A 22,506-nucleotide genomic window follows, 5' to 3' on the forward strand; every position below is an offset into this window, starting at 1 on the left:
GGGGATGCCGGCGGGCGCGAGCCGCGGCAATTCCGCGGTCAGGTCCAGCACCGCCTGCGCGCCAAGCCGGCGCAGCCCGCCTGCGTCGGGGAAGCGGCCCACCCAGATACCGGGCACGATCTCGCTGGCCTGCGGCCGGCCGCGCGTCCACCAGCGCGAATTGGCAAAGGCGCCAAGCTGGTACGGCGCCAGCACCCACCGCGCCGCCATCGGCATGCTGCCGTCGGGCCCTTTCTGGAACAACGCAGGCAACCCCCGCCGGTAGATCGCTGCCACGCAGGCCAGCGCCAGCGCCAGCCAGCCAAGCAGCAACGCCGCCAGGGCCGAGGCTGGCAGCACCGCCAGCGCCAGCGCGCCGGCCCCCAGGGCGCCGGCGGCGTAGCGCACGGAAAGCTGGCGCGTGCGCACCCCGCGCCCGGCCACGCCCCGCCGCTCGCCCTGCCCCAGCGGGAAGAGGAAGACGCAGAACCAGCCCACCAGCCAGCCGGTCGGCAAATCGATGGCATGGTGCTGGTAGGTGGTCAGCACCGAGATGCCGATCAGCGCGAACCACACATGCAGCAGCCAGCGCCAGGCACCGCGCGCATGCATGGCATAGGCCACCCACAGGATCACCAGCAAGCTGATATGCAGCGACGGCGCCTGGTTGAACGGCTTGTCGAAGCCGCCCAACAGCGCAAACAGACGGCCCGGCAAGCCGTCCGCCGGCGGGCGCTCGAAGGCAAAGCGCAACGGAAACGCGATGAAGCAGGCCACCGAGATCAGTTGCGCCGCCAGCAGCCGCCTGGCATGCGTGATGAGCGCCGCGCGCGTGCGCCACAGGAAGAAGGACAGGCCGTAGAGCAGATCGATCGACCAGTACGGCACGATGCTCCACGGTACGAAGGGAATATGCCGTTCCCACCCGAAGTAGAAATACGGCACGTCCGCGCGCAAGCTGGCCAGCCAGTTGGCGAAGCCGTAGGAAGAGAAAAACAGCACGCCCATGGCGCAGAGCAAGGCCAGCGCCAAACCCCACGGACGGGTTTCGGCAACGTCCATGCGCGGCGCCGTGCCTGCGCTGCCGCCTTCGGCCTGCTGCTGGAACATCACGCGACCCTGCGCGCCAGGCTGACCGTGAAGATGCCCCACGGATCGATGCGCTGCGCGATCTTCTCGAAGCCCGCCTGGCGGACCAGTTCGTCCATCTCGGCCTGCGAGCGGCGCCGCATGACCCAGGCCGAACCTGCGCGGTGACTGGTCAGCGCGCGCGCGATGAACTCCAGCTGCGGATGCCAGGGCTGCCCCGTATAGACCAGGTAGCCGCCCGGCGCCACCGCCCGGGCGAGGCCGCCCAGCGAGCGCGCCACCATGGCGTTGTCGCCGAACAGCTCGTACAGGCCGGAGACGATGGCCAGCGTGGGTGCCGGGTCGAGCGCGGCAAGCCCGTCACCGTCGAATGCATCGCCCTTCTCGAAGCGTGCGATATCCGCCAGGCCCTTGCTGCGGATGAGTGCGCGGCCTTGCTTGACGTTGATGTCGCTGTAGTCGCGCAGCAGGATGCTCTGCACGTGCTGCGCGGCGGAGCCGTTGAACACCTTGGCGGCAAGGGCCTCGAGCACGTAGCGGCCGTGGCCCGCCGCGATATCGACGATCCGCACCGGCACGCCGGCGGCACGCAGGGTGCCGATGGCCTGGCCAAGCAACTCCTCGACATGCACCTTGCGCTGGCGGATGCCGCGCCAGCCGATAGCGTCCAGGTAGCCGCGGTCGATCAGCGGTCCGATCCCGAACCTGCCCTGCGCCTTGTTGCAGTAGACGTAGTCCAGCGTGGAGCCCGAGTCGAAACCGGTCTGCTGCCCGAGGCGTACGCCGTCCGACAGCAGGCCGCCGAACTTCAGGCCGGCCCGTGTCAGGGCCCAGTACATGCCGGCCGGGCCGGCTGCGGGCCGGCCCAGGCGGTCGGACTCGTCCTTGAAGACGCCCCTGCGGTCCGCATCGAGCAGCGAGACTGGCGCCGACGGCATCTCGAACTCGCGCACGATAAAGCGCCGCGCGGCCGTCACGGCTTGCGCCCGGTCGCGCTCGCCAAGGGTGTCGTGATAGAAGCCGTCCAGCACGATACGCTCTTTCACGCCCGAGCCAAGCCGTTCGAAAAAGGCGTCCTGTGGCGCGCGGTGCACCACCCAGTCGGCGCCCGAGATCAGCAGCTGCGTGGGCACCGTGATGGCGGCCGCGTCGGCCACGATACGCTCGGCGGTCTCGTAGAGATCGAGCAGGATATTGACGGCGATCGGGCGCGTGATGAGCGGATCCTGCTGGTAGCTGGCAACGCGCTCCGGATCGTGCGTCAGGAACCTGGCCTTGACGTAGCTGTTGACGAAGAACTTGCCGCGCAGCTTGTGCATCAGCTTCAGTCCAGGCCGTGCCAGCGGTATGTAGAGCTTGACCTTGAATGCCGGCGAGGCCAGCACCAGGCAGCGGATCCGTGGCGCGTAGTCATGCACCCAGGTGGACACCAGTACCGCGCCGACGCTTTGCGCCACCACGGCGATGCGGCTGACCGGAATGCCATGCACGGCGGCGATGTGGTCGACGAAGGTCTGGATATCGCGCACCGACGTCGCCAGGCTGGGACTGTATCCGCGCTCGCCCGGCGAACGCCCGTGACCGCGCGCATCCCATGCGAAGAAGGCGTGTCCCGGCAGGTCAAGCTCATCGACCAGGTGGGCGATGCGCCCGGAGTGCTCGTGGCCCCGGTGGAACAGCACCACGGCACCCTGCGGCGCGTCATCCCTGGCTGGCCAGTGGCGGTAGAACAGCGACTGCCCGTCATGGGTCTCGAACTGTGCCTCGACGGCGGAACGCCCGGTTTGACTGTCCACGTAGGTTCACTCCACGGGTTGGGAAGACGGTTCGGTGCGTGGCGGCTGCGTGCGTGCGCTGCGGGCCTGCGTGCCCTCGGCCACCCCGCGGCGTACCCGGTTGGCAATGGTCAGCAGCGACAGCACGGCCAGCAGCACAAATAGCCAGTGCGCCAGCGGGGCCAGTCCACGGCCGAGACCGACCCACAGCCCCAGCGCGCCCAGCACCAGGGCGCGATCGCTCTTGCCAAGCGGGCCGTCATAGCGGCGGCTGGCCCCGGCCAGCGGGCCGATCAGGCCCGCGCATTCGACAATCACCGCCAGCACGGCAAACACCATGACCTCGCCGGCACCGAACGGGGCCACCATGGCAAACGGCAGGATCAGCGCAAGATCGGAGACGATATCGCCCAGTTCATTGAGATAAGCCCCCAGCACGCTTTGCTGGCCGTGTTCGCGCGCGAGCATGCCATCGATGGCATTGAGCGCCATGCGCAGGAACAGCCAGAGCGGCATCAGCAGGAATACGCCCGGAAGCCAGGCCAGCGCTGCCGTCAGCGCGCCGATCACCAGGGAGCCCGCGGCGGCGGCGAGCGTGACCTGGTTGGCCGTGACGCCACGCGCGGCAAGATGCTTCACCAAGGGCCGCAGCAGAGCCTGGAACTTCGGTTTGATCTGGTAAAGCGTCATGTTTGCGGCCGTTTCAGGCCTTATGTTTTCTGCTTCATCAATGATGGTGCGGCCGTGAGCCGCGTGCGCCCCTGTCTCCGAAGCGTCCAGAAGCGTCCAGAATCGTCCCGAGACACCTTCCCGTGTGCAGCACGCCCCACAATCGCGCAAGGATAGCGTGATTGCGCATTTCCGCCAATCATTAAGAATTTATGAGATTTTTGGCACATTTTCGACACGATTGGGCGCGGTACCGCCACGACGCGCACTTACATGATTGGAGAAGCGGCGCCGGATCGCAATAGAAGGAATGCCTGAGGAGCGTATTGCGCCAACCGCCCGGGAAGGACTCGGCCCGCGCGGCGGCGTCGCCGGGTGCAGCCACGCGGGCTGAAAGCCGGGATGATGCATGACAGCATTGTCATGCGGGGGTCATGTTGCCGTGGCCGCCGTCTTTCTAGACTTGCCTCCAAGGTCGATCGATGGCGATCGGCAAATCCTCGGAGAAGAACGATGCGTACTTTCAAGCAAGCCATGCTGCTCGCCGCCACGGCCGCCACGCTGGCCGGCGCGGCCGGTTTCGCCAGCGCCGCCCCGCGCAGCGTGGATCCCTACCTCGACGGCGCGGCCGCGGGGCAGCCGCGGGATGCAGGCGCGCAAGGCGTCAGCAACCACGGGACGCGCGACCCGTTCACCGATGGCGGCGGCAACATCAGCCCGCGCAACCCCTTCAGCGACGGCGCCCGCACCGGCCCGCGCGACAGCTTCACCGACGGCGTGTGAGCGCGCTCATTGCCGCCCGGCCCTCGCCGGCCGACGGCACGTGCTCAGCGGATCTGGCCGTAGATGCGGCGGGCCTGCTCGGCCGACGCTAGCGGGCGGCCCAGGGTCCGCGCGCCATCCGCAGCCTGCCCGACGAGCGCCGCGTTGCCTGGCGCGGTGCTGCCGTCGCGCAGCTTCAGGTTGTTCTCGAATCCCACCCGCACGTGGCCGCCGAAGGCAGCCGCGGTGGTCACGCAGGCATTCTCCTCGCGGCCGAAGGCGCAGATCGCCCACGGCAACGTACCGTCGAACACCTGCAGGAACGGCAGCAGGTCGCGCGGCGACGAAACCTGTCCGGCCGAGTACCGGCCCAGCACAAACAGCACCGACCACGCGCCCGGCGGCACCAGCCCCCGGGCGCGCAGCGCTTGCCAGCGCTCCACGTCGGCCGCGTCGTACAGGATGATCTGCGTCATCACGCGCTCCTGCGCCAGCCAGGCCAGGAACGCGGCCAGCTCGGTTTCGGCGATATCCGGCACCGCGATTTCGCGCAGTCCGATCGACACCGCCTCCGGACGCAGTTCGCGCACCATGGCGATCTGCTCGGCGGCGCGGTAGATGCCGGCCGCCTCGCTGGTCACCTGCACCAGCAACTCATCGCCCACCGCCTGCTTCACGGCGGCCAGCGCCTCGCGGTAGAGCTGGGCATCGAGGGAATGGCGGCCGTCGGGCTGGCGCACATGCATGTGCATCATGGCCGCGCCCGCGTCCAGGCAGGCGCGAGCCTCGGCCGCCAGCGCGGCCGCGGTGGTCGGCACCGCCTGGTGGTCGGCGGCGGTCTTGTACGCGCCGTTCGGTGCTACGGTAATGATCAGCGGCGAATCCGCCAGCAGGGCTTGTTCGGTCATGGTGCGCTCGGTATGGATGGCGTGTGCGGGATAAGGTCTAGGTTCGGATCAGGGCTCGATCGCGGGCAACTCGGGCGCGATCAGGTCGAGCCCCGCGCGCAGCAGCCGGTCATAGCGCTCCCGCTCGGCCGCGATGGCCTGCGGCGTCCACTGGTAGAAGCCTTCGCCGGTCTTCATGCCGTGGCGGCCGTCCGCCGCCCGCTCGGTCAGGCAGCGCGCCGGCTCGGCGGCATTGCAGAAGGTAGGGTACATGGTCGCGCCCGCCGCGGCATGCACGTCGATGCCGGCGTGGTCGCGCTGCATGACGGGCCCGGCCGCCAGGAAGCGGAAGCCAAAGCCAAAACGCACCGCCGCGTCCACATCCTCGGGCGAGGCGATGCCACGGTCGATCAGATCGAACGCCTCGCGTGACAAGGCGTGCTGCAGGCGGTTGGCCAGGAAGCCCGGCAGGTCCTTCTTCACCTTCACGGGCACCATGCCGCAGCGCCGCATGAACGCGATCAGCGCGTCTGCGCCAGTTTCGGCACTCCCCGCCCCCATCACCACTTCCACCAGCGGCACCAGGTGCGCCGGCATGAAGAAATGCAGGCCGAGCATGCGCTCGYGCGTGGCCAGGCCCTCGCCGATGGCGCTGATGGGGAAGCTGGAACTGTTGCTGGCGAGAATGGCGTCGGAGCGCGCCCGCTGAACCAGGTCGGCAAAGAGGGCACGCTTGATGTCCAGCCGCTCGGGTATGCATTCGATCACCAGGTCGACCGTGTTCCAGTCGATCGCATCAAGCGACGCAGCCACCGCCAGCCCGGACATGMCGGCCTCGGCGTCCGGTCCGATGGCGGCGAGATTGGCGCCGACGCGTGTCGATACGGCGGCGGCACGCCCGGCGTCCGGTTCCACCACGGTGGTGCGGCAATGTGCCCGCGCCAGCACGACGGCCACGTCGGCACCCATGGTGCCGCCGCCGACCACCACGGCGTGAGCCTTGCCGGGAGCGGCAAGCGGGAACGTTACGGGGGCGTGTGGCATGGCAGATCCTTTTCTATGACGGCTATGACGGCTTTAGGCGGGCGTTTTACAGTGCGAGCGCCAGTGTAGACAATCCCCTTTGATTGATGAATCAGATTTTTTAGATAAAATGATCTAAAAACGAGATCAATCCAATGAAGATCAACCTGTCGATGCGCGATGTCGAGACCACGCTGGTGCTCGGCCGGACCCTGAACTTCCGCCAGGCTGCCGGCCAGTTGCATCTTTCGCAGTCGGCCTTGTCCACCCAGATCCTGCGCATCGAGGAGTCGCTCGGGGTGCGCCTGTTCGACCGCACCACCCGCACCGTGCGGCTGACCGCGGCTGGCGAAGTCTTCATGCGGCAGGCGGCTGTGCTGCAGGCAGCCTTCCGCGACACCATCGACGCGGTCAGCGGCATTGCCAGCGCGCAGCGGGGCCAGGTCGCCGTGGCCGCCCTGCCCTCGCTCGCCGCACGCCTGCTGCCGCGTGTGCTGATGGCCTTCCGGCGCGACCATCCCAAGGTCGCGCTCAAGGTCTACGACACGCTCTCCGGCCCCGCCTTCGACCTGGTGCGGGCCGGCGAGGTGGACTTTGCGCTGACCGCGGCGGACCCGCAGCAGGCCGATCTGCATTACGAGCCGATGATGTCCGACCGCTTCGTGCTGCTGATCCCGGCCACGCACCCGCTCGCGCAAGGCAAGGGGCCGCTGCGCTGGGCCGATACGGTGGACGCCGAGCATGTGTCGATGACCCATCCCAGCAGCGTGCGCCAGTACGCCGAGTGGGCCTTCCTGCAGAACCGCATCCGCTTCCAGCCGGGCTTCGAGGCCGAGCACCTGGCCACCATCGCGGCCATGGTCGAATGCGGTTTTGGCGTGGCCGCGCTGCCGGAGATCGCGGCCGGCACGGTGCGCCAGCCCGGCATCGTCGAGCGCCTGCTGACCGCGCCGGTGACGGAGCGCTCGATCGGCCTGGTGACACCGCGCAACCGCAGCCTGTCGCCGGCCGCGACTGCGCTGGCGAGCGTGCTGCGGGCCCATCTGGCGCAGGCCGGTGGTGGCGTGGCGCAGGCCGGCTGAAGCCGCCCGGGCCAATCCGCAAGCAAACCGTACAGCGCTTGAAAGCGCCCGGCGATTCGGGGTATGGTCGGAGCCAGCCGCCGTCCAAGGATCCCGCAGTGACATCATCTCCAGCACCACCAGCATCAGCGCCAGAATCTGCGCCAGCACCAGCGCCGTACCGGGCCGCGCCAGCGTTGCGGAGTCGCGCTTGAATATCGTCGTCGACGTCCTGATCCTGGCCGGCGCCCTGCTGGCCATCGTGGCCGTGGTGCAGGTGGCCGCGGCCAGGCTGTCGCTGCCGGAATCCACCCTGCTGTCGGCCATCGGCATTGCCATCGGCGCGGGCTACGTGGCCATCGATGCCTCCGCCCCGCAGTTCGCCTGGCACTTCCTCCATCCGCTGATCGATCCGGCCCTGCCGCCCGAGGCCTATCTGTGGATCTTCCTGCCGCCGCTGCTGTTCCACGCCGCGCTGACCGCCGACGTGCGCAACATGCTGCCGGACGCGGCGCCCGTCCTGCTGCTGGCCATCGTGGCGGTGATCGTGGCCACCGGCGTGATCGGCCTGGTCACCGCGCTGGCCAGCGGCGCCAGCCTGGTGGTGTGCCTGCTGCTCGGCGCCGTGGTCGCCACCACCGACCCGGCCGCGGTGATTGCCATCTTCCGCGACGTGGGCGCGCCGGCCCGGCTGATCCGGCTGGTCGAAGGCGAGAGCCTGCTCAACGATGCCGCCGCCATTGCCATCGCGGGCGTGCTGGTCGCCATGCTGACCGGCCACGGCACCGAGGCCACGCTGGCCGCCGGCCTGCGCGAGCTGGCCTGGTCCTTCGCCGGTGGCGTGCTGTGCGGCATCGTCGCCGGGCGGCTGGTGGCGGACCTGCTGCCGCGCCTGGCCGGACTGGCCATGGCCGAAGGCGCGCTCACGCTGGCGTTGCCCTATCCGCTGTACCTGCTGGCCGAGCAGATGCTCGGCGTGTCGGGCGTGGTGGCCGTGGTATGCGCCGGCCTGATGGTCAGCGCGCTGGGCCCGACGCGGCTGAGGCCGCGCAACTGGCGCCACCTGCGCATGATCTGGGAGCAGTTCGCCGGCATCGCGGGAGCTGTCGTCTTCCTCCTGGCGTCCGTGCGCGTGCCGTCGATGCTGGCCGGGGTGACGCTGCACCACGGCGTGCTGCTGGCGGTACTGGTGCTGGCCGCGCTGGCCGCGCGCCTGCTGGCGCTGTTCGGCCTGCTGCCGCTGCTGTCCTGGCTCAAGCTGAGCGCGCCGATCAACGGCGCCTACAAGCTGGCGATCGCCTGGGGCGGCCTGCGTGGCGCGGTCACGCTGGTACTGGCGCTGGGCATCGCCGAGAACGACGCGCTGCCGATCGAATCACGCCATTTCATCGCCATCCTGGCGACCGGCTTCGTGCTGGTCAGCCTGCTGCTCAACGGCACCACGCTGCGCTGGCTGATCCGCCAGCTCGGCCTGGACCGGCTGTCGCCGCAGGACCAGGCGCTCCAGCGCCAGGCCATCCAGCTCTCCACCGAAGAGGTGGAGGCCACGCTCAACCGCATCGCCGAAACCTTCGGCCTGCCGCCAGCAGCCGCGCGCGAGGTCGCGCTGCAATACCGGCGCGAGATCGAGCTGGGGTCGGTGAAGTTCGATTTCGATAGCGCGCTGTCCGAGCGCGACCGCCTCAGCATCGGGCTGGTCACGCTGGCCACGCGCGAGCGCGAGCTGATCCCGGAATATGGCGACGGCGTGATCTCGGTCGCCAACCTCGATGCCATGGTGCACAACACCACGCGCATGATCGATGCCGCGCGCGAACAGGGGCGCCTGGGCTACAACCGCGCCGCGCGCCACATCCTGGATTACCAGCGCGGCTACCGCGTGGCGCTGTTCCTGCACCAGCGCCTGTCGATCGACCGGCCGCTGGCGCGCGCGCTGGCCGACCGCTTCGAGCTGCTGGTGTGCCGCCAGACGGTGCTGGAACGCCTGCGGCAATACAACCGCTCACTGCTCACGCCGGTGTTCGGCGCCCGCCTGGCCACGGTGCTCGACGGCGTGCTGGGAGACCGGACCAAATCGGTGCAGGGCGGGCTGGACGAGATGCGCGCCCAGTTCGGCAGCTACACGCTGGCGCTGGAGAAGCGCCTGCTGATGCTGTTCGCGCTGCGCAAAGGACAGCGCTCGCTGGAGGCGATGCGCGAGGAGAATGTGATTTCCAAGGAGGCCCACAACCAGATCGCCCAGGTGATCCTGCGGGCCTGGCAGGCCAACCTGCCGCGGCCACCGCTGCGCAGCGCGTGGGATGACGCCGCAGCGCGTCCGGCACCGCCGGCAGGCCCCGGCCACGCGGCGGCGCCGCCGCCCCGGCGCCAGCCCGAGCCTGAAACACGCGAACCCTATTAGTTCACAGGAAGACGATGTCTTCCTCCAGCGGATAGGCGGCAATGCCGCAACGTCGCACCGTCCGGATCAGCCTGATTGATTTGATTGGAAATACAGATCAGTCGATAGAAAAATTCTGATTCTTCTATCAAGAGGCGCCCCCTACACTCTGCCCTGACGAGCCGGGCGTCCCCGCGCTGCGACCGCAGCGGCCAGCATTCCAACTCATACCATCCCGGCGCAGGAGATCCCCCATGACTGGCTTCCGACGCTCTGTTCGCCGCAGCGTTTCCGCGCCCCGGCGCCATCTGTTGCTCAGCGCGCTGGCCAGCGCCGGCGCCCTGCTGGCGGGCGCCGCCTGCCCCGGCCTGGCTGCCGCCGCCGACTATCCCGCCAAGCCGATCCGCCTCGTGGTGCCCTACCCGCCGGGCGGCGCCACCGACGTGATCGGCCGCACCCTGGCCCAGCATCTTTCCACCGCGCTCGGCCAGCAGGTGGTGGTCGACAACCGCGCGGGCGCGGCCGGCAATATCGGCGCCGAGCTGGTGGCCAAGGCTCCCGCCGACGGCTACACCCTGCTGATGGGCGCGCTGACCAGCCACGCCATCAACGCGGCGCTGTACAAGAGCCGCGTGTCCTACGACATCGAAAAGAGCTTCGCGCCGATTTCGATCGTCGGCAACGTGCCGCTGGTGTTCGTGGTCAACCCCACCGTGAAAGCGGGCAGCCTGCCCCAGCTGATCGCGCTGGCCAAGGCCAGCCCCGGCGCCGTCACATTCGCTTCGGCCGGCAACGGCTCGCCCCAGCACCTGGCCGGCGAGATGTTCAAGCGCATGGCCGGGGTCGACATGCTGCACGTGCCCTACAAGGGCAGCGGCCCGGCCATGACCGACCTGATCGGCGGCCAGGTGCTGAGCATGATCGAAACCGTGCCGGCGGCCCAGTCCTATGTCAAGGGCGGGAAGATCCGCGCGCTCGCCGTCACCACCAGTGAGCGCGTCACCGCGCTGCCTGACGTGCCCACGGCACGCGAGGCAGGCCTCAAGGACTTCGAGGTGAACTCCATGTTCGGCATTGTCGCGCCGGCCGGCACCCCGGCCCCCGTGATCGACCGGATCAACAGTGAACTGAAGAAGATCCTGGCCGAGCCCGAGGTCAAGGCATCGCTGCTCAATCAGGGAGCGATCGCCACCTGGACCACGCCGGCGCAGACCCAGGCGCGCATCAAGGCGGAACTGGCGAAATGGACCGCAGTGATCAAGGAAGCCGGCGTCAAGCCGGACTAAACGCGGAACGAAAGCCGGCCGCAGCGCCCTAAATGGCGGCCGCACCGCCCCGGTGCCGGCCAGCCCACACGGACCGTGGGCATGTTGCAGCTCTTGACTCCGCGTCGAATACGCCTATGCTGACTAGCAGCGATGCTGCGGCGCAGCAGGCTCTGGTGCCGCCTGCGGAATCCCCGCAGGCGCCCGGCATCGCCCTCGGAGATTTTCAATGGCGCAACCCCCTCGCTCCACTTCTGTCGAAGCACACCTGGCGTTCCCGGACCCGTTTTTCGGCCTTGCCGACACATGGACACAAGCAGCGGAGAAGATCGGCGCACTGAACGCGCAAACAGCACAGGCTTTGTTCGCGGAAGGCGCTGAGTATGCGGCCGAAGCCGCGGCACAGCCGTTTACCTTCGGCACGTTCCGCCCGGAAATGGCCGATGTGATGGGCCAGCGCATGGCGGCCTATCTCAACAGCCTGAACGAAATCATCAACGCCGCCCAACTGCAATGGACGCAGGGGCTGCACCAGCAATTCGCCGCCATAAGCGGCAGCGACCCGTTCCAGTGGTGCCTGATGGGCCGCGACTTCCTGCCCGACCAGGGCAACGTGTTGCCGGCCATGGGCGACGCGATGACCAAGTGGGTCACGGCGTACCTGCCTGGCGCGGCGCCATTGCTGCCGGCCCCAGGCAGCAATGGCAGCGGCGCCACGCAGGCATCTGCTTAAGCGCTTGCCGCAGCCGCTCCGCGCTTGCCCTCCCGGCGGTCCTCCTCACTGGCAGGCCGTGCCCGGAACGGGCTTGCCGGAGTTGGTCGCACCCTGGCAGGCATCGCCCACGGCGGTGTCGGAGGACATGTTGCCGTAGGGCCTGAGCTTGCCGGCCACCGTGCAGCAAAAGCGTGGCTCGCTCGGGGCCGGCGCGCTCTTGGTCATGCGCGCCGAGGCCGGCGCCGAGCTTGCGGGAGGAACCTGGGCGGAGCGGGACGCCGCACTCCCGCCGTCGGTGCCATCGTCATCGGGTGGGGCGACGCACTGGCCCTGCTGACAAATCCGTTCCCCTTTGCATTGCATGTCATATTGGCAACCTGCCGCACCCGCGCGCAGCGGCAGCGCTATCGCCAGCGATGTGGCAAACAGCAAGCCCAGCGTTCTCATACACCCTCCTGCACAACCGCCAGCGCGCAATGCCCGCGCCAGGCATCGGCATGCCGTCGTCATGTGATTGCCGGCGCCGGTTGCCGTACTACGTCTTAAGCATAGCCACGCGCACAAGGTGCGGGAAACCTCGCCGCGCGGTACTGTGAGTGCCGTACCACCAAGCCACCCGGCGACGCTTGCCGCGCCTTGCACGACTGCCGGAGATGGCCTGCCGCGATGACCCGCGGCGCGCGCCAACACCGTTTCGGCACTGACCGTGGCCGTGCCGTTCATGCGTCGCGCCCGGCATTTCGAAGTCCTCAACTTCGCTTTCGTGGTCGCCTTCTGCGCCGGCGCACGCATGGTGCTCGACGGCATCGATGAAGCCGCCCGTCCGATCTGGGCGATGCTGGTTGCTGGCCAACGCCCTGATCAAAGCCGACGAAGCCCTCTATGATTCCAAGAGGACCGGCAAGGACAAGTACACCTTCCACCGGGACGCTGACGCGCGCCCGGCCACCACAGGCCCGGCGACCGAACCGGCGGACAGCCGGCAAACGGCAGGCTAGCCCGCCCTTGTCCTGCTTCCCCAACCGAGGATAGCCATGGCCTGCACTACTCTGCTACGCGTCTGCGCGCTGGCCACCTGCTGCCTTTGCGGCAGCGCGACGGCGCAACAGGGCACGGTGATCGTCAACCAGAGCACGACGGTGTCCACGCCCGGCTCGGGCAGCAGCAGCAGCAGCGTGGTCATCGTCAACGGCCAGGTGGTTTCTTCGCAAGAGGCGCTCCGCCCAAGCGGCCCGGAGAAGACCGAGCTGCGCCATCCGGGCGCATTCTCGGGGGTGCAGCTCAACGCGCCGGTCACCGCGGTCTTCTCGGTCAGCCCTGCGGCCAATCCCGGCTTCTCGGTGGCCATCACCGGCCCGGCCGACGTGCTGCCGCTGGTGCTGACCACCGTTGCCGACGGCCGCCTGTCGATCGACCTGAAGGCGCCGGTCGTGCTGGCGGCGCCGCTGAAGGTCGCCATCGGCGCGCCGTCGCTGCAGGCGGTCAGCATTCCCGGGGCCGCCTCCCTGCGGGCAAGCGGCTTGCGCGAGGCCACCATCGACCTCGAGCTCTCCGGGTCCGGCTCCATCGTGGCCGAAGGCCAGGCCGGCGAAGTGCGGGCCGCCCTCTCGGGCTCGGGCAACGTGGACGCCGGCGCGCTGCGGGCAAGCCGGCTGGACGCCTGGCTCAGCGGCTCGGGCCGCATTCTCGGCATTGCCTCGGACGAGGCCAGCATCGCGCTCGCCGGTTCCGGTCAGATCGTCGTCCGCGGCCGGCCGATGCAGCGCCATGTCAGCCGCACCGGCTCCGGCCAGGTGTCGTTCGAATAGCCGCGCGCCCGGGCCAGGAATGCGCCGCAGGCGCGGTTGACGTTGCAGTGCAAGAATGGCAGCATTCGCTGCTTCGTCGGGCTTACCGCCCGGTTTTCTCATTCTGCGGGCGCCCCGCAACGGCTGCCCCGCGCCAAGGGCAGGCAACGCACGACGTTGGCCTGCCGGTCAGGGAGCTTTCCAGTCATGCGTGTTGCATTTATCGGCCTCGGCGTCATGGGCTATCACATGGCGGGCCATCTCGCCGCCAAGGGCCACCAGGTCACGGTCTACAACCGCACGGCAAGCAAGGCCACGCAGTGGGTGGCCGAGTTCGGCGGCAAATCCGCGGCCACCCCGGCGCTCGCCGCGCAGGATGCCGAAGCAGTCTGCTCCTGCGTGGGCAATGACGACGACCTGCGTGCGGTGATGACCGGCGCCGACGGCGCCTTCACCCAGGCACCGGCCGGCTGTGTCTTCGTTGACCACACCACCGCCAGCGCCAATGTGGCGCGCGAGCTGTATGCCGCCGCCGCCGAGCGCGGCCTGCACTTCGTCGACGCGCCCGTCTCGGGCGGCGAGGTGGGCGCGCAGAAGGGCATCCTCACCATCATGTGCGGCGCCGACCAGCCCGCGTACGACCGCGTCGCGCCCGTGCTGGGCGCCTACGCGCGCGCCGTCACCCGCATCGGCGGCGCCGGCGCGGGCCAGCTGGCCAAGATGGTCAACCAGATCTGCATTGCCGGGCTGCTGCAAGGCTTGTCCGAAGCCATCGCCTTCGGCGAGCGCGCGGGGCTGGACATGCCGGTGGTGCTGGACGTCATCAGCAAGGGCGCCGCGGGCTCGTGGCAACTGGAGAACCGCGGCCCGACCATGGTCGAGAACAAGTTCGATTTCGGCTTCGCGGTGGACTGGATGCGCAAGGACCTGGGCCTGTGCCTGGACGAAGCACGCCGCAACGGCGCCAGCCTGCCGGTGACCGCCGTGGTCGACCAGTTCTATGCCGACCTGCAGCAGGACGGCTGCGGCCGCGCCGATACCTCCTCGCTCATCAAGCGCCTGCGCTGATCGCTTGCCGGCCGCCCCGCCGGGGCTGGTTCGCGCAGCTCGATTTCCCCTCCCGCCGCTTCCAGGCTAGCGGCGCCGCACACGCGGCGTCGTCCAATTCCTACATCCATATCAGCGCATGACCTGCTGGGCGCGCCGTCGCGCCCAGCTATCTTGGATGCATGGCAGACGCGTACCGCGCGCCTGCACCGCCATCGCAAATCATGCATGCAGGAGACCGCCATGTTGAGACTTGCCAGCGCGCTCATCGCGGGTGCCGCACTTCTGATGGGCCTGAATGGCTGCACCGCCACCGGCGCCGTGGCTGGCGGCGTGGCGGGGCATGAACTCTCGCACGGCAACACTGCCGCCACGGTCGGCGGCGCCGTCGCCGGCGGTGTGATCGGCCACGAGCTGGGCAAGTAAGCCCGGGCATGCAAGCGAGGCACTACCGCTGGAAACAACGGAAATCCAACAACGGAAATCCAACCGAAAAGGAGCCCATCATGGCCATCGGCACGATCCTGCTTATCCTTCTGATCATTCTGCTCCTCGGCGCGCTGCCGGCCTGGCCGTACAGCACAGGCTGGGGCTATTACCCCAGCGGCGGCCTTGGCCTCGTCGTACTGGTCGTGGTGGTTCTGCTAGTGATGGGCCGATTGTAGGACGAGGGATGGAAGAAACAGCTTGCAGGGAAAAGCACAACGCGCCGCTGTCGCCAGCRGCGCGTTTTTTATTATTTTCATCGCTGAAAGAATGAGACGCCCAGGAGCGGGATTGCCAGGATAAACGCTAAAGAATCGCGGCCCGCACGTCCCGCCCCGGCACGCGGATGCCTTCGCTCCGTGCCTTCGGTTTCAGTACGACTTCGGCAAACCCAGTACCCGCTCGGCGATATGGCACATGATCAGCTGGGCGCTGACCGGCGCGATGCGGGGGATGTACGACTCCCGCAGGTAGCGCTCCACCTGGTACTCGCGCGCATAGCCCATGCCGCCCAGCGTCAGCACCGCGGTCTGGCAGGCCTGATGCGCGGCCTCGGCGGCGAGGTACTTGGCGGTGTTGGCCTCGGCCCCGCAGGGCTTGCCCTGGTCGTACAGCCACGCGGCCTTCCACACCATCATGTCTGCCGCCTCCAGCGCCATCCAGGCCTGCGCCAGCGGGTGCTGGATGCCCTGGTTCTGGCCGATCGGCCGGCCGAACACGGTGCGCTCGCGGGCGTAGCGGGTGGYCGCCTCCAGCGCCGCGCGGCCCAGGCCCACGGCTTCCGCGGCGATCAGGATGCGCTCCGGGTTGAGCCCGTGCAGGATGTACTCGAAGCCGCGCCCTTCCTCGCCGATGCGGTCCTCCACCGGCACCTGCAACCCGTCGATGAACAGCATGTTCGAGTCCACCGCCGCGCGGCCCATCTTGTGGATCTCGCGCACTTCGATGTGCTTGCGGTCCAGGGACGTGTAGAACAGGCTGAGCCCCTGGGTCGGCTTGGCCACCTTGTCCAGCGGCGTGGTGCGCGCCAGCAGCAGCATGCGGTYGGCCACCTGCGCGGTGGAGATCCAGATCTTGCGCCCGTCCACGCGGTAGCTCTTGCCGTCCGCCGACAGCACGGCCTGGGTCTTGAGATGCGTGGTGTCGAGCCCCGCGTCCGGCTCGGTCACGGCAAAGCACGCCTTCTCGGTGCCGGCGATCAGCGGCGGCAGCGCAGCCTCCTGCTGGCGCGCGCTGCCGAACACCACCACCGGATTGAGCCCGAACACATTCATGTGGATGGCGGACGCACCGGAGAAACCGGCGCCGGAGGCCGACACCGCCTGCATGATCAGCGCCGCCTCGGTGATGCCCAGCCCGGCACCGCCATAGGATTCGGGCATGGCAATGCCGAGCCAGCCGGCCTTGGCCATGGCCTGGTGGAAGGCTTCGGGAAACTTGCCTTGCTCGTCCAGGCCCGACCAGTAATCGGCGCCGAAGTCGCCGCACAATTGCGTCACCGCCTCGACGATGGCGCGTTGCTCGGGGGTTCTTTCAAAGTTCATGCCTGCCTCATTCCGGCTGGATGCCGGCGTCCTTGACCAGCTTGGTCCACTTGACCAGTTCGCCGGCCACGAAACCGGAGAACTGCTTGGGCGATTGCCCGAATGCCTCGAAGCCCAGCGCCTCGAAGCGTGGCGCCACTTCCTTGCTCGAAGCGATGCGCGAAAGCGCCTGGTTGAGCTTGTCGACCACCTCGGCCGGCGCATGCGCGGGCGCGAACACGCCGTTCCACGAGGTGATGTCGAATCCCTTCAGTTCCGGCGCGTCGGCCAGCGGCGGCAGATCCGGCAACAGCCGGCTGCGCTGCGCCGTGGTCACCGCCAGCGCGCGCAGCTTGCCAGCCTTGACGTTGGCAATGCCAGCCGCCACGTCGACGAACATCATCGGCACCTGCCCGGCGATCACGTCGGTCATGGCCGGGGGCGTGCTCTTGTACGGCACGTGCAGCAGGTCCAGCTGCGTCAGGCGCCCGAAGGTCGCACCCGACACGATGCCGGTGCTGTTGCCACTGGCGTAGGACATGCCCGGATGCGTGCGCGCATAGGCGATCAGCTCCGGCACCGTCCTGACCGGCAGCTTGGGGTTGACCACCAGCATGAACGGCAGGTTGCCCATGCGCGCCACCGGCGTGAAATCGCGGATCGGATCGTACGGCAACTTCTTCATCAGGGAAGGATTGGCCGAGTGCGTCGTGTTCGTGGTCATGAACAGCGTGTAGCCGTCCGGCGCCGCCTGCGCGACGATCTCGGCGGCGATGGCGCCATTGGCGCCCGGGCGGTTATCCACCACCACGTTCTGCCTGAGGGCGTCGCCCAGCTCCTTGGCGGTGATGCGCGCCACCGCATCGGTGCCGCTGCCGGCGGCAAACGGCACCACCAGTCGGATCGGCTTGGTGGGATAGGCGTCGGCGGCTGCCGCATGCGGTGCGGCAAACGGCACCGCCGCCAGCGCCAACGATAAGAAAGCCGCGCGCCGCCGCGTGGTGAACATTGCCATGTCTTTGTCTCCTGTTGTTTCCGGCCGTATCCGGGTTGATCCCCACTGCGTCCCGTTGCCGCCGGCTGCAAGGGTCGCGCCGGCCATGCGTGATCGACGGCCACGCTCAAGGCGCGGTCTTGTCCTTGTAGTTGGTGTCCTTGACCAGCCGGGCCCAGCGTGCGGCGTCGTCGGCGATGATGGTGGCGAACTGCTCCGGCGTGCTGCCGACCGCCTCATAGTCGATGGCTGCCAGCCGCGCCTTGATATCGGGCTGCGCGACGATGCGCACGATCTCCTGGTTCAGCCGCGCCACGATCTCCCTGGGCGTGCCGGCGGGCGCCAGCAAGCCTGCCCAGGAATTGAAGTTCAGCCCCTGGATACCCGCTTCCTGCATGGTGGGCACATCGGGCAGCGCCGGCGAACGCCTGGGCGACAGCACCGCCAGCGGCCGCAGCTTGCCGGCGCGGATCATCGCCATCGCGTTGAACGGATCGATGGTCATGTCCACCTCGCCGGCCACCACCGCCTGCATCTGCGGCCCGGTGCCGCGGTAAGACACGCTGACCACGTCCGGCGTGCCGGCGGTCGCCTTGAAGGTCTCGCCGATCAGCTCGATCATGCTGCTGCCCGCCGACAAGCTCAGCGGCCGGCTCTTGGCACGCGCCAGCGCCACGAATTCCTGCACCGTCTTTGCCGGCACCGAGGGATGGACCACCATGACAAAGCCGATGCTGCTGATCAGGCTGATCGGCGCAAAGCTCTTGAGCGGCTCGTAGCCCGCCTTGTAGAGCACCGGGCTGAGGGTCTGCGCGCCGGCCGTATTGAGCAGGATCGTGTAGCCATCGGGCGCGGCGCGCGCCACCGCGTCGGTGCCGATGATGCCGTTGGCGCCCGGGCGGTTTTCCACCACCACCGGCTGCTTCAACGCCTCCGCCAGCTTCTGCGAGACCAGCCGCGCCACGACATCGGTGGCCCCGCCCGGCGCGTACGGCACCACCATGCGGATGGGCCTGCTGGGGTAGCCGTCACTCCAGGCCGCGCCCGGCAGGCAGGTCAATAGCGCCGCGCACAACAGCCACCGGCGTCGGGAAGACAAGGTCATCTGCATCTGTCTGCATCTCCTTCCAGGCTTGAACTACGAACGTCGCAAGCGCACACCCGCGCCGCGGGCGGCAAGGCTCAGGCCGGACGGATCACACGCTGCGGCGATTCCTCGTAAGGCGGGGCGTAGATCACCAGCAACTTGACCGGCTCGTCGCTGATCACGGTAAATACATGCATGGCATCGGCCGGGAAGAAGCAGCAGTCGCCTGGGCCCAGTTCGCGCGAAAGCCCGTTCACCTCGGCGCGTGCCCTGCCCTCCAGCATGTAGCAGACCTGCTCGATGCCGGGATGCGCGTGCGGCAAGGCGCCCTTGCCACGCTCGATGGTGCCGTGGATGACCTCCAGCTGGGTGGCGCCCACGTTCTCCCGGCCGATGATGCGGCGGTTCAGCGTGCCGACGTGATTGGCAGGGTGATAGCCGGCGACATCCTCGGTACGGACGAAGAAGTTTGGCTGCGCGGGCAGCGGGGTTGGCGATGAGGCCATCGATCGTCTCCTTGCCGGCCGCGCTGCACGCTGATGGAGCATGAACGTGTGGGACCGGCTATTTTCATGTTTGTGAACTAGATTTTATACATGTGAAAAACCTAGTCAACTACTTATGGGGAAATAAGGCGGCCCGCAGACACCGCGCCGGACGGCGGGACGCGCCGGGCCCCTCGCCGCGCGCCCGCCCCTGCCGATATAGAATCCAGTGCACGACATAGCACCTGGGCGGACTGGAACGATCATGGACAACTTGGCGGCCCTCAATGTCTTCGTGCGCGCGGCAGAGGCGCGCAGCTTCACCGAGGTGGGGCGGCAGCTCGGGGTCTCGCCATCCGCCGTCGGCAAGACGGTCGCGCGCCTGGAGGAGCGGCTCCATGTGCGGCTGTTCCACCGCAGCACGCGGAGCATCTCGCTGACGCCCGAAGGCGGGATCTTCCTGGAAAGCTGCAAGCGCATCTTCGCGGAGCTGGAAAACRCGCAACTGGAACTGGCGCAGTCGCGCGGCGCGCCGAGTGGACGGCTGCGCGTCAGCATGCCGCTGGTGGGATCGGTGCTGACGCCGGTGGTCGGCCGCTTCATGGCTGCCTATCCCGAGATCGAGATGGACCTCGATTTCAGCGACCGCCTGGTCAACGTCATCGAAGAAGGCTTCGACGTAGTGGTACGCACCGGCGATGTAGGCGACACCCGGCTGTCGGCGCATACGCTGAGCCAGTACCAGTTGAAACTGTTCGGCTCGCCCGCGTACTTCAAGCGTGCGGGCGTCCCCCGCCGGCCGCACGACCTGAAGTCCCACGCCTGCCTGCACCACAAGTTCCCGACCAGCGGCAAGCTCGAGCGCTGGCCGTTCGCGGCGGATGCAACGGACCCCGACTTCGAGCTCCCGGTTTCCGCCACGGCAAGCTCGGTGGAACCGCTGGTGGAACTGGCCGAACAGGGGCTCGGGATCGTCTGCGTGCCGGACTACTCCGTGCGCCGGCAGCGTGCCGAAGGCACCCTGGTCAGCGTACTGGACGATTACCTCGATCACACCGGCTGGCTGCGCGCGGTGTGGCCTTCCAGCCGTTACCTGTCGCCCAAGGTGCGGGTGTTCGTCGACTATCTGGTCGAGCATCTGCTGCCTGAACAGAAGCCAACGCGCCCGCCGGGTGCGCGCGCGCGGCAAGCCTAGGCCCGCCACGCGCTCCCGGCAAGTAGGCGGATCAGGCGGCCTGGCGATTCCCGTCCTGATGCTCCCGGGCCTCCGGATAGGTCGGGAAGTCGTTGTAGCCACGCTGATCGCCGCCCCAGAAAGTATCCCGGTCGTACGGGTTCAGCGGCAGGTCCTGGCGCAGGCGATCCGGCAGGTCCGGGTTCGCGGAAAAATGGCGGCCGAACGCGACCAGGTCCGCGTGGCCGCGCTCCACGATCTCCTGCGCGTCGTGACGCTCGAAGCCACCCGCCGCGATGATCGGGCCCTTGAACAGCGCGCGGATCTGGGCGGCGGCCACCGGCGGCTTGCCCTCTTCCGGCGCCTCGCCGCCGGCGATACGCGGCTCGATCACATGCAGATAGGCCAGCCCGAAGCGATTGAGCTGTTGCGCAACGTAGCCGAAGGTCTGCTGCGGATCGCTGTCGGACATCGAGGCCCACGTCCCGCTCGGCCCGATGCGCACGCCCACGCGGTCGCCGCCCCAAACCGAAGCCACCGCCTCGACCACTTCAAGCAGCAGGCGCGCGCGGTTCTCCACCGGCCCGCCGTAGGCATCGGTACGCTTGTTGGTGCCGTCCTGCAGGAACTGGTCAAGCAGGTAGCCGTTGGCGCCGTGGACTTCCACGCCGTCAAAGCCCGCCCGCATGGCGCGCCGCRCAGCCTGGCGGAACTCTTCGACGATGCTCGGGATTTCTTCCAGCGCCAGCGCGCGGTGCGGCGATACGGGGACCCAGCCGTGCGCAGTGAATACCACCTGTTCGAACGGCACCACCGAAGGCGCTACCGGCGGCACGCCACCGGTCATGTCGACATGGCTCTGGCGCCCGACATGCCAGAGTTGCAGGAAGATGCGGCCGCCCCTGGCATGCACCGCGTCGGTGACCTTGCGCCAGCCTTCGACTTGCGCGTCCGAATAGATGCCGGGTGCGCCGAGATAGCCACGGCCCACCACGGAGACCGTGGTTGCCTCGGCGATCTGCAGGCCGCCTTCGGAGGCACGCTGGCCATAGTGGGTGGCCATCAGCGCACCGGGCACATCGCCGGGCTGCTCTGAACGCAAGCGCGTGAGCGGTGCCTGGACGACACGATGCGTGAGTTCGACGGCACCGATGCGGGTCGGGGTATAGAGCTTGCTGGTCATGATGATGGACTCCTGGCAGTGAATATCAGTGAATATCGTGCAGGGAATGTTGTGCACGGAATGCGATCTCCCGGTGCCGCCGCCCCTTGCTTTGCCTGCAGCAGCGGGCGCCGGCCTCATGACCCGATCTGGCGCCCGGCGGCCGCGGCGGTAGAGGGCCAGCAGGCAAATCACTGCGGACACCAGTGTCCAAAGTCACCCCCGGCCAGGGCAGTGGCGCCTGCCGGGGCCGCCCCCGATTACTTCCATGGCGCTCCAGAGTGTTCGGAGTCCGCGAGCGTTTTTCTTTTGCCTCCCCGCGCCTAGACTGCCTTCCTCGTCAAGCACGGATCCAGAGGCATCATGACTTCACACCCCATCGCCGCACGCGCCACGGGCGGCGCGCCCATCCGCGTCGGCATCATCGGCATCGGCAACTGGGCACGGCACGGCCACCTGCGCGTGCTGAGCCTGCTGCGCGACCGCTATGCCTTGTCGGCCATCTACAGCCAGCGGCGCGAGGCCGCAACGGCAGCTGCCAGGCAATACGGCTTCCTGCACGTCGCCGATTCGCTGGAAGCACTCGTGGCGCATCCCGAGGTCGACCTGGTCATCGTCCTTACCACCGCCCCGCAGCATGAGAGCGCCGTGCGCGCGGCCATCGCCGCCGGCAAGGACGTCTATTGCGAATGGCCGCTCTCGACCAGCACCGCGGCTTCGGAACAACTGCTGCAACTGGCGCAAGACCGGGGCGTACGCCACGTGGCTGGCCTGCAGCGCCGCCATGCGCCACACAACCGCTACCTGCGGGATCTGCTGGCGCAGGGCTACGTGGGCAAGCTGCGCTCCGTGCGCATGCACGTCAGCATGAATTACTTCCAGGCGCTGAGGCCGCTTGCGCTGCGCTGGACGGCGCCGCCGGAGAACTTCTCCAGCGTGATCGCCATCTATGCCGGCCACTTCCTCGACATGTTGCTGCATGCCACGGGGTGGCCCCGCTCGGTCGCGGCGCCGGATTTCGAGGACGCCGTGCGCATGCACAGGCTGCTCGACGCGGCTGCCGAATCGTCCGCAAGCGGCCGGCGTACCGACGTGCCCTGAGCCATCGTCGCCTCGTCCCGAAGCATCCCATCAAGCGCATCCCATCAAGCGCACC

At 68.3% G+C, this 22,506-nt stretch carries 23 protein-coding genes; 12 read left to right on the forward strand and 11 right to left on the reverse strand.

The window, feature by feature from the left end:
• The 3 genes from AC1DO7_RS03255 to AC1DO7_RS03265 all read right to left on the reverse strand — a co-directional run.
• On the reverse strand, positions 1 to 1,089 hold a 1,089-nt coding region (locus AC1DO7_RS03255), incomplete at its 3' end, for a phosphatase PAP2 family protein (protein WP_477115794.1).
• Complete coding sequence (locus AC1DO7_RS03260; RefSeq protein WP_441616985.1) at positions 1,089 to 2,864, reverse strand: bifunctional alpha/beta hydrolase/class I SAM-dependent methyltransferase; 1,776 nt, start codon at positions 2,862 to 2,864, stop codon at positions 1,089 to 1,091. The genes AC1DO7_RS03255 and AC1DO7_RS03260, both read right to left, overlap by 1 nt.
• 6 nt (positions 2,865 to 2,870) lie before the next feature.
• The gene (locus tag AC1DO7_RS03265; RefSeq protein WP_441616987.1) at positions 2,871 to 3,533 is read right to left on the reverse strand and encodes a CDP-alcohol phosphatidyltransferase family protein; all 663 of its coding nucleotides are present in this window, start codon (positions 3,531 to 3,533) and stop codon (positions 2,871 to 2,873) included.
• 492 nt (positions 3,534 to 4,025) lie between these two features.
• On the opposite strand from AC1DO7_RS03265, the gene AC1DO7_RS03270 reads away from it, so the two are divergent.
• On the forward strand, positions 4,026 to 4,295 hold the full coding sequence (locus AC1DO7_RS03270) for a copper resistance protein CopQ (protein ID WP_441616989.1): 270 nt from the start codon (positions 4,026 to 4,028) through the stop codon (positions 4,293 to 4,295).
• 44 nt (positions 4,296 to 4,339) lie between these two features.
• On the opposite strand, the gene AC1DO7_RS03275 is transcribed toward AC1DO7_RS03270, so the two are convergent.
• Both AC1DO7_RS03275 and AC1DO7_RS03280 read right to left on the reverse strand, forming a co-directional pair.
• A complete protein-coding gene (locus tag AC1DO7_RS03275) occupies positions 4,340 to 5,182 on the reverse strand; it encodes a beta-keto acid cleavage family enzyme (RefSeq protein ID WP_441616991.1) in 843 nt (280 codons plus the stop codon).
• A 48-nt stretch (positions 5,183 to 5,230) separates the two neighbouring features.
• The gene (locus AC1DO7_RS03280) at positions 5,231 to 6,205 is read right to left on the reverse strand and encodes a 3-hydroxyacyl-CoA dehydrogenase family protein (protein WP_477115781.1); all 975 of its coding nucleotides are present in this window, start codon (positions 6,203 to 6,205) and stop codon (positions 5,231 to 5,233) included.
• Positions 6,206 to 6,339: 134 nt separating this feature from the next.
• On the opposite strand from AC1DO7_RS03280, the gene AC1DO7_RS03285 reads away from it, so the two are divergent.
• From AC1DO7_RS03285 to AC1DO7_RS03300, 4 genes are all read left to right on the forward strand, one after another.
• Entirely contained in the window at positions 6,340 to 7,266 is a 927-nt protein-coding gene (locus tag AC1DO7_RS03285) for a LysR family transcriptional regulator (protein ID WP_441616995.1), read from the forward strand.
• Positions 7,267 to 7,456: 190 nt separating this feature from the next.
• Positions 7,457 to 9,646, forward strand: a complete 2,190-nt coding sequence (locus tag AC1DO7_RS03290; protein ID WP_441616997.1) for a cation:proton antiporter — start codon at positions 7,457 to 7,459, stop codon at positions 9,644 to 9,646.
• A gap of 233 nt (positions 9,647 to 9,879) precedes the next feature.
• Complete coding sequence (locus AC1DO7_RS03295) at positions 9,880 to 10,911, forward strand: tripartite tricarboxylate transporter substrate binding protein (protein ID WP_441616999.1); 1,032 nt, start codon at positions 9,880 to 9,882, stop codon at positions 10,909 to 10,911.
• A 208-nt stretch (positions 10,912 to 11,119) separates the two neighbouring features.
• Entirely contained in the window at positions 11,120 to 11,623 is a 504-nt protein-coding gene (locus AC1DO7_RS03300) for a phasin family protein (protein ID WP_441617001.1), read from the forward strand.
• Between the two features lie 45 nt (positions 11,624 to 11,668).
• Here AC1DO7_RS03300 and AC1DO7_RS03305 read toward each other — a convergent pair whose 3' ends face one another.
• A complete protein-coding gene (locus tag AC1DO7_RS03305) occupies positions 11,669 to 12,052 on the reverse strand; it encodes a hypothetical protein (RefSeq protein ID WP_441617003.1) in 384 nt (127 codons plus the stop codon).
• A gap of 259 nt (positions 12,053 to 12,311) precedes the next feature.
• On the opposite strand from AC1DO7_RS03305, the gene AC1DO7_RS03310 reads away from it, so the two are divergent.
• From AC1DO7_RS03310 to AC1DO7_RS03330, 5 genes are all read left to right on the forward strand, one after another.
• Positions 12,312 to 12,491, forward strand: coding sequence for a hypothetical protein (locus tag AC1DO7_RS03310; protein ID WP_441617005.1), 180 nt, complete (start codon positions 12,312 to 12,314; stop codon positions 12,489 to 12,491).
• 148 nt (positions 12,492 to 12,639) lie between these two features.
• On the forward strand, positions 12,640 to 13,413 hold the full coding sequence (locus AC1DO7_RS03315) for a GIN domain-containing protein (protein ID WP_441617007.1): 774 nt from the start codon (positions 12,640 to 12,642) through the stop codon (positions 13,411 to 13,413).
• Positions 13,414 to 13,599: 186 nt separating this feature from the next.
• The gene (locus AC1DO7_RS03320) at positions 13,600 to 14,460 is read left to right on the forward strand and encodes an NAD(P)-dependent oxidoreductase (protein ID WP_441617009.1); all 861 of its coding nucleotides are present in this window, start codon (positions 13,600 to 13,602) and stop codon (positions 14,458 to 14,460) included.
• A gap of 222 nt (positions 14,461 to 14,682) precedes the next feature.
• Positions 14,683 to 14,865: a glycine zipper 2TM domain-containing protein gene (locus AC1DO7_RS03325; protein WP_441617011.1), complete on the forward strand. Its 183-nt coding sequence runs from the start codon at positions 14,683 to 14,685 to the stop codon at positions 14,863 to 14,865.
• Positions 14,866 to 14,945: 80 nt separating this feature from the next.
• Positions 14,946 to 15,104, forward strand: a complete 159-nt coding sequence (locus AC1DO7_RS03330) for a DUF3309 family protein (RefSeq protein WP_441617013.1) — start codon at positions 14,946 to 14,948, stop codon at positions 15,102 to 15,104.
• Between the two features lie 192 nt (positions 15,105 to 15,296).
• On the opposite strand, the gene AC1DO7_RS03335 is transcribed toward AC1DO7_RS03330, so the two are convergent.
• The 4 genes from AC1DO7_RS03335 to AC1DO7_RS03350 form a co-directional block, all read right to left on the reverse strand.
• Positions 15,297 to 16,469 carry an acyl-CoA dehydrogenase family protein gene (locus tag AC1DO7_RS03335; protein WP_477115782.1) on the reverse strand — a complete coding sequence of 391 codons (1,173 nt, stop codon included), beginning with the start codon at positions 16,467 to 16,469 and terminating at the stop codon, positions 15,297 to 15,299.
• A 7-nt stretch (positions 16,470 to 16,476) separates the two neighbouring features.
• Positions 16,477 to 17,463 (reverse strand): tripartite tricarboxylate transporter substrate binding protein, encoded by a 987-nt coding sequence (locus AC1DO7_RS03340; protein ID WP_441617017.1) that lies wholly within the window; start codon positions 17,461 to 17,463, stop codon positions 16,477 to 16,479.
• A gap of 106 nt (positions 17,464 to 17,569) precedes the next feature.
• Positions 17,570 to 18,547 carry a tripartite tricarboxylate transporter substrate binding protein gene (locus AC1DO7_RS03345; protein WP_441617114.1) on the reverse strand — a complete coding sequence of 326 codons (978 nt, stop codon included), beginning with the start codon at positions 18,545 to 18,547 and terminating at the stop codon, positions 17,570 to 17,572.
• 77 nt (positions 18,548 to 18,624) lie between these two features.
• Positions 18,625 to 19,035 (reverse strand): cupin domain-containing protein, encoded by a 411-nt coding sequence (locus AC1DO7_RS03350; RefSeq protein WP_441617019.1) that lies wholly within the window; start codon positions 19,033 to 19,035, stop codon positions 18,625 to 18,627.
• Between the two features lie 244 nt (positions 19,036 to 19,279).
• On the opposite strand from AC1DO7_RS03350, the gene AC1DO7_RS03355 reads away from it, so the two are divergent.
• Positions 19,280 to 20,209: a LysR family transcriptional regulator gene (locus tag AC1DO7_RS03355; RefSeq protein WP_477115783.1), complete on the forward strand. Its 930-nt coding sequence runs from the start codon at positions 19,280 to 19,282 to the stop codon at positions 20,207 to 20,209.
• Positions 20,210 to 20,240: 31 nt separating this feature from the next.
• On the opposite strand, the gene AC1DO7_RS03360 is transcribed toward AC1DO7_RS03355, so the two are convergent.
• Positions 20,241 to 21,371, reverse strand: a complete 1,131-nt coding sequence (locus AC1DO7_RS03360) for an alkene reductase (RefSeq protein WP_477115784.1) — start codon at positions 21,369 to 21,371, stop codon at positions 20,241 to 20,243.
• 342 nt (positions 21,372 to 21,713) lie between these two features.
• Here AC1DO7_RS03360 and AC1DO7_RS03365 point away from each other — a divergent pair, with 342 nt between their 5' ends.
• The gene (locus AC1DO7_RS03365) at positions 21,714 to 22,451 is read left to right on the forward strand and encodes a Gfo/Idh/MocA family protein (protein ID WP_441617025.1); all 738 of its coding nucleotides are present in this window, start codon (positions 21,714 to 21,716) and stop codon (positions 22,449 to 22,451) included.
• The last annotated feature ends 55 nt before the right edge of the window (positions 22,452 to 22,506 follow it).

The organism is Cupriavidus sp. 05N40 (assembly GCF_056397305.1).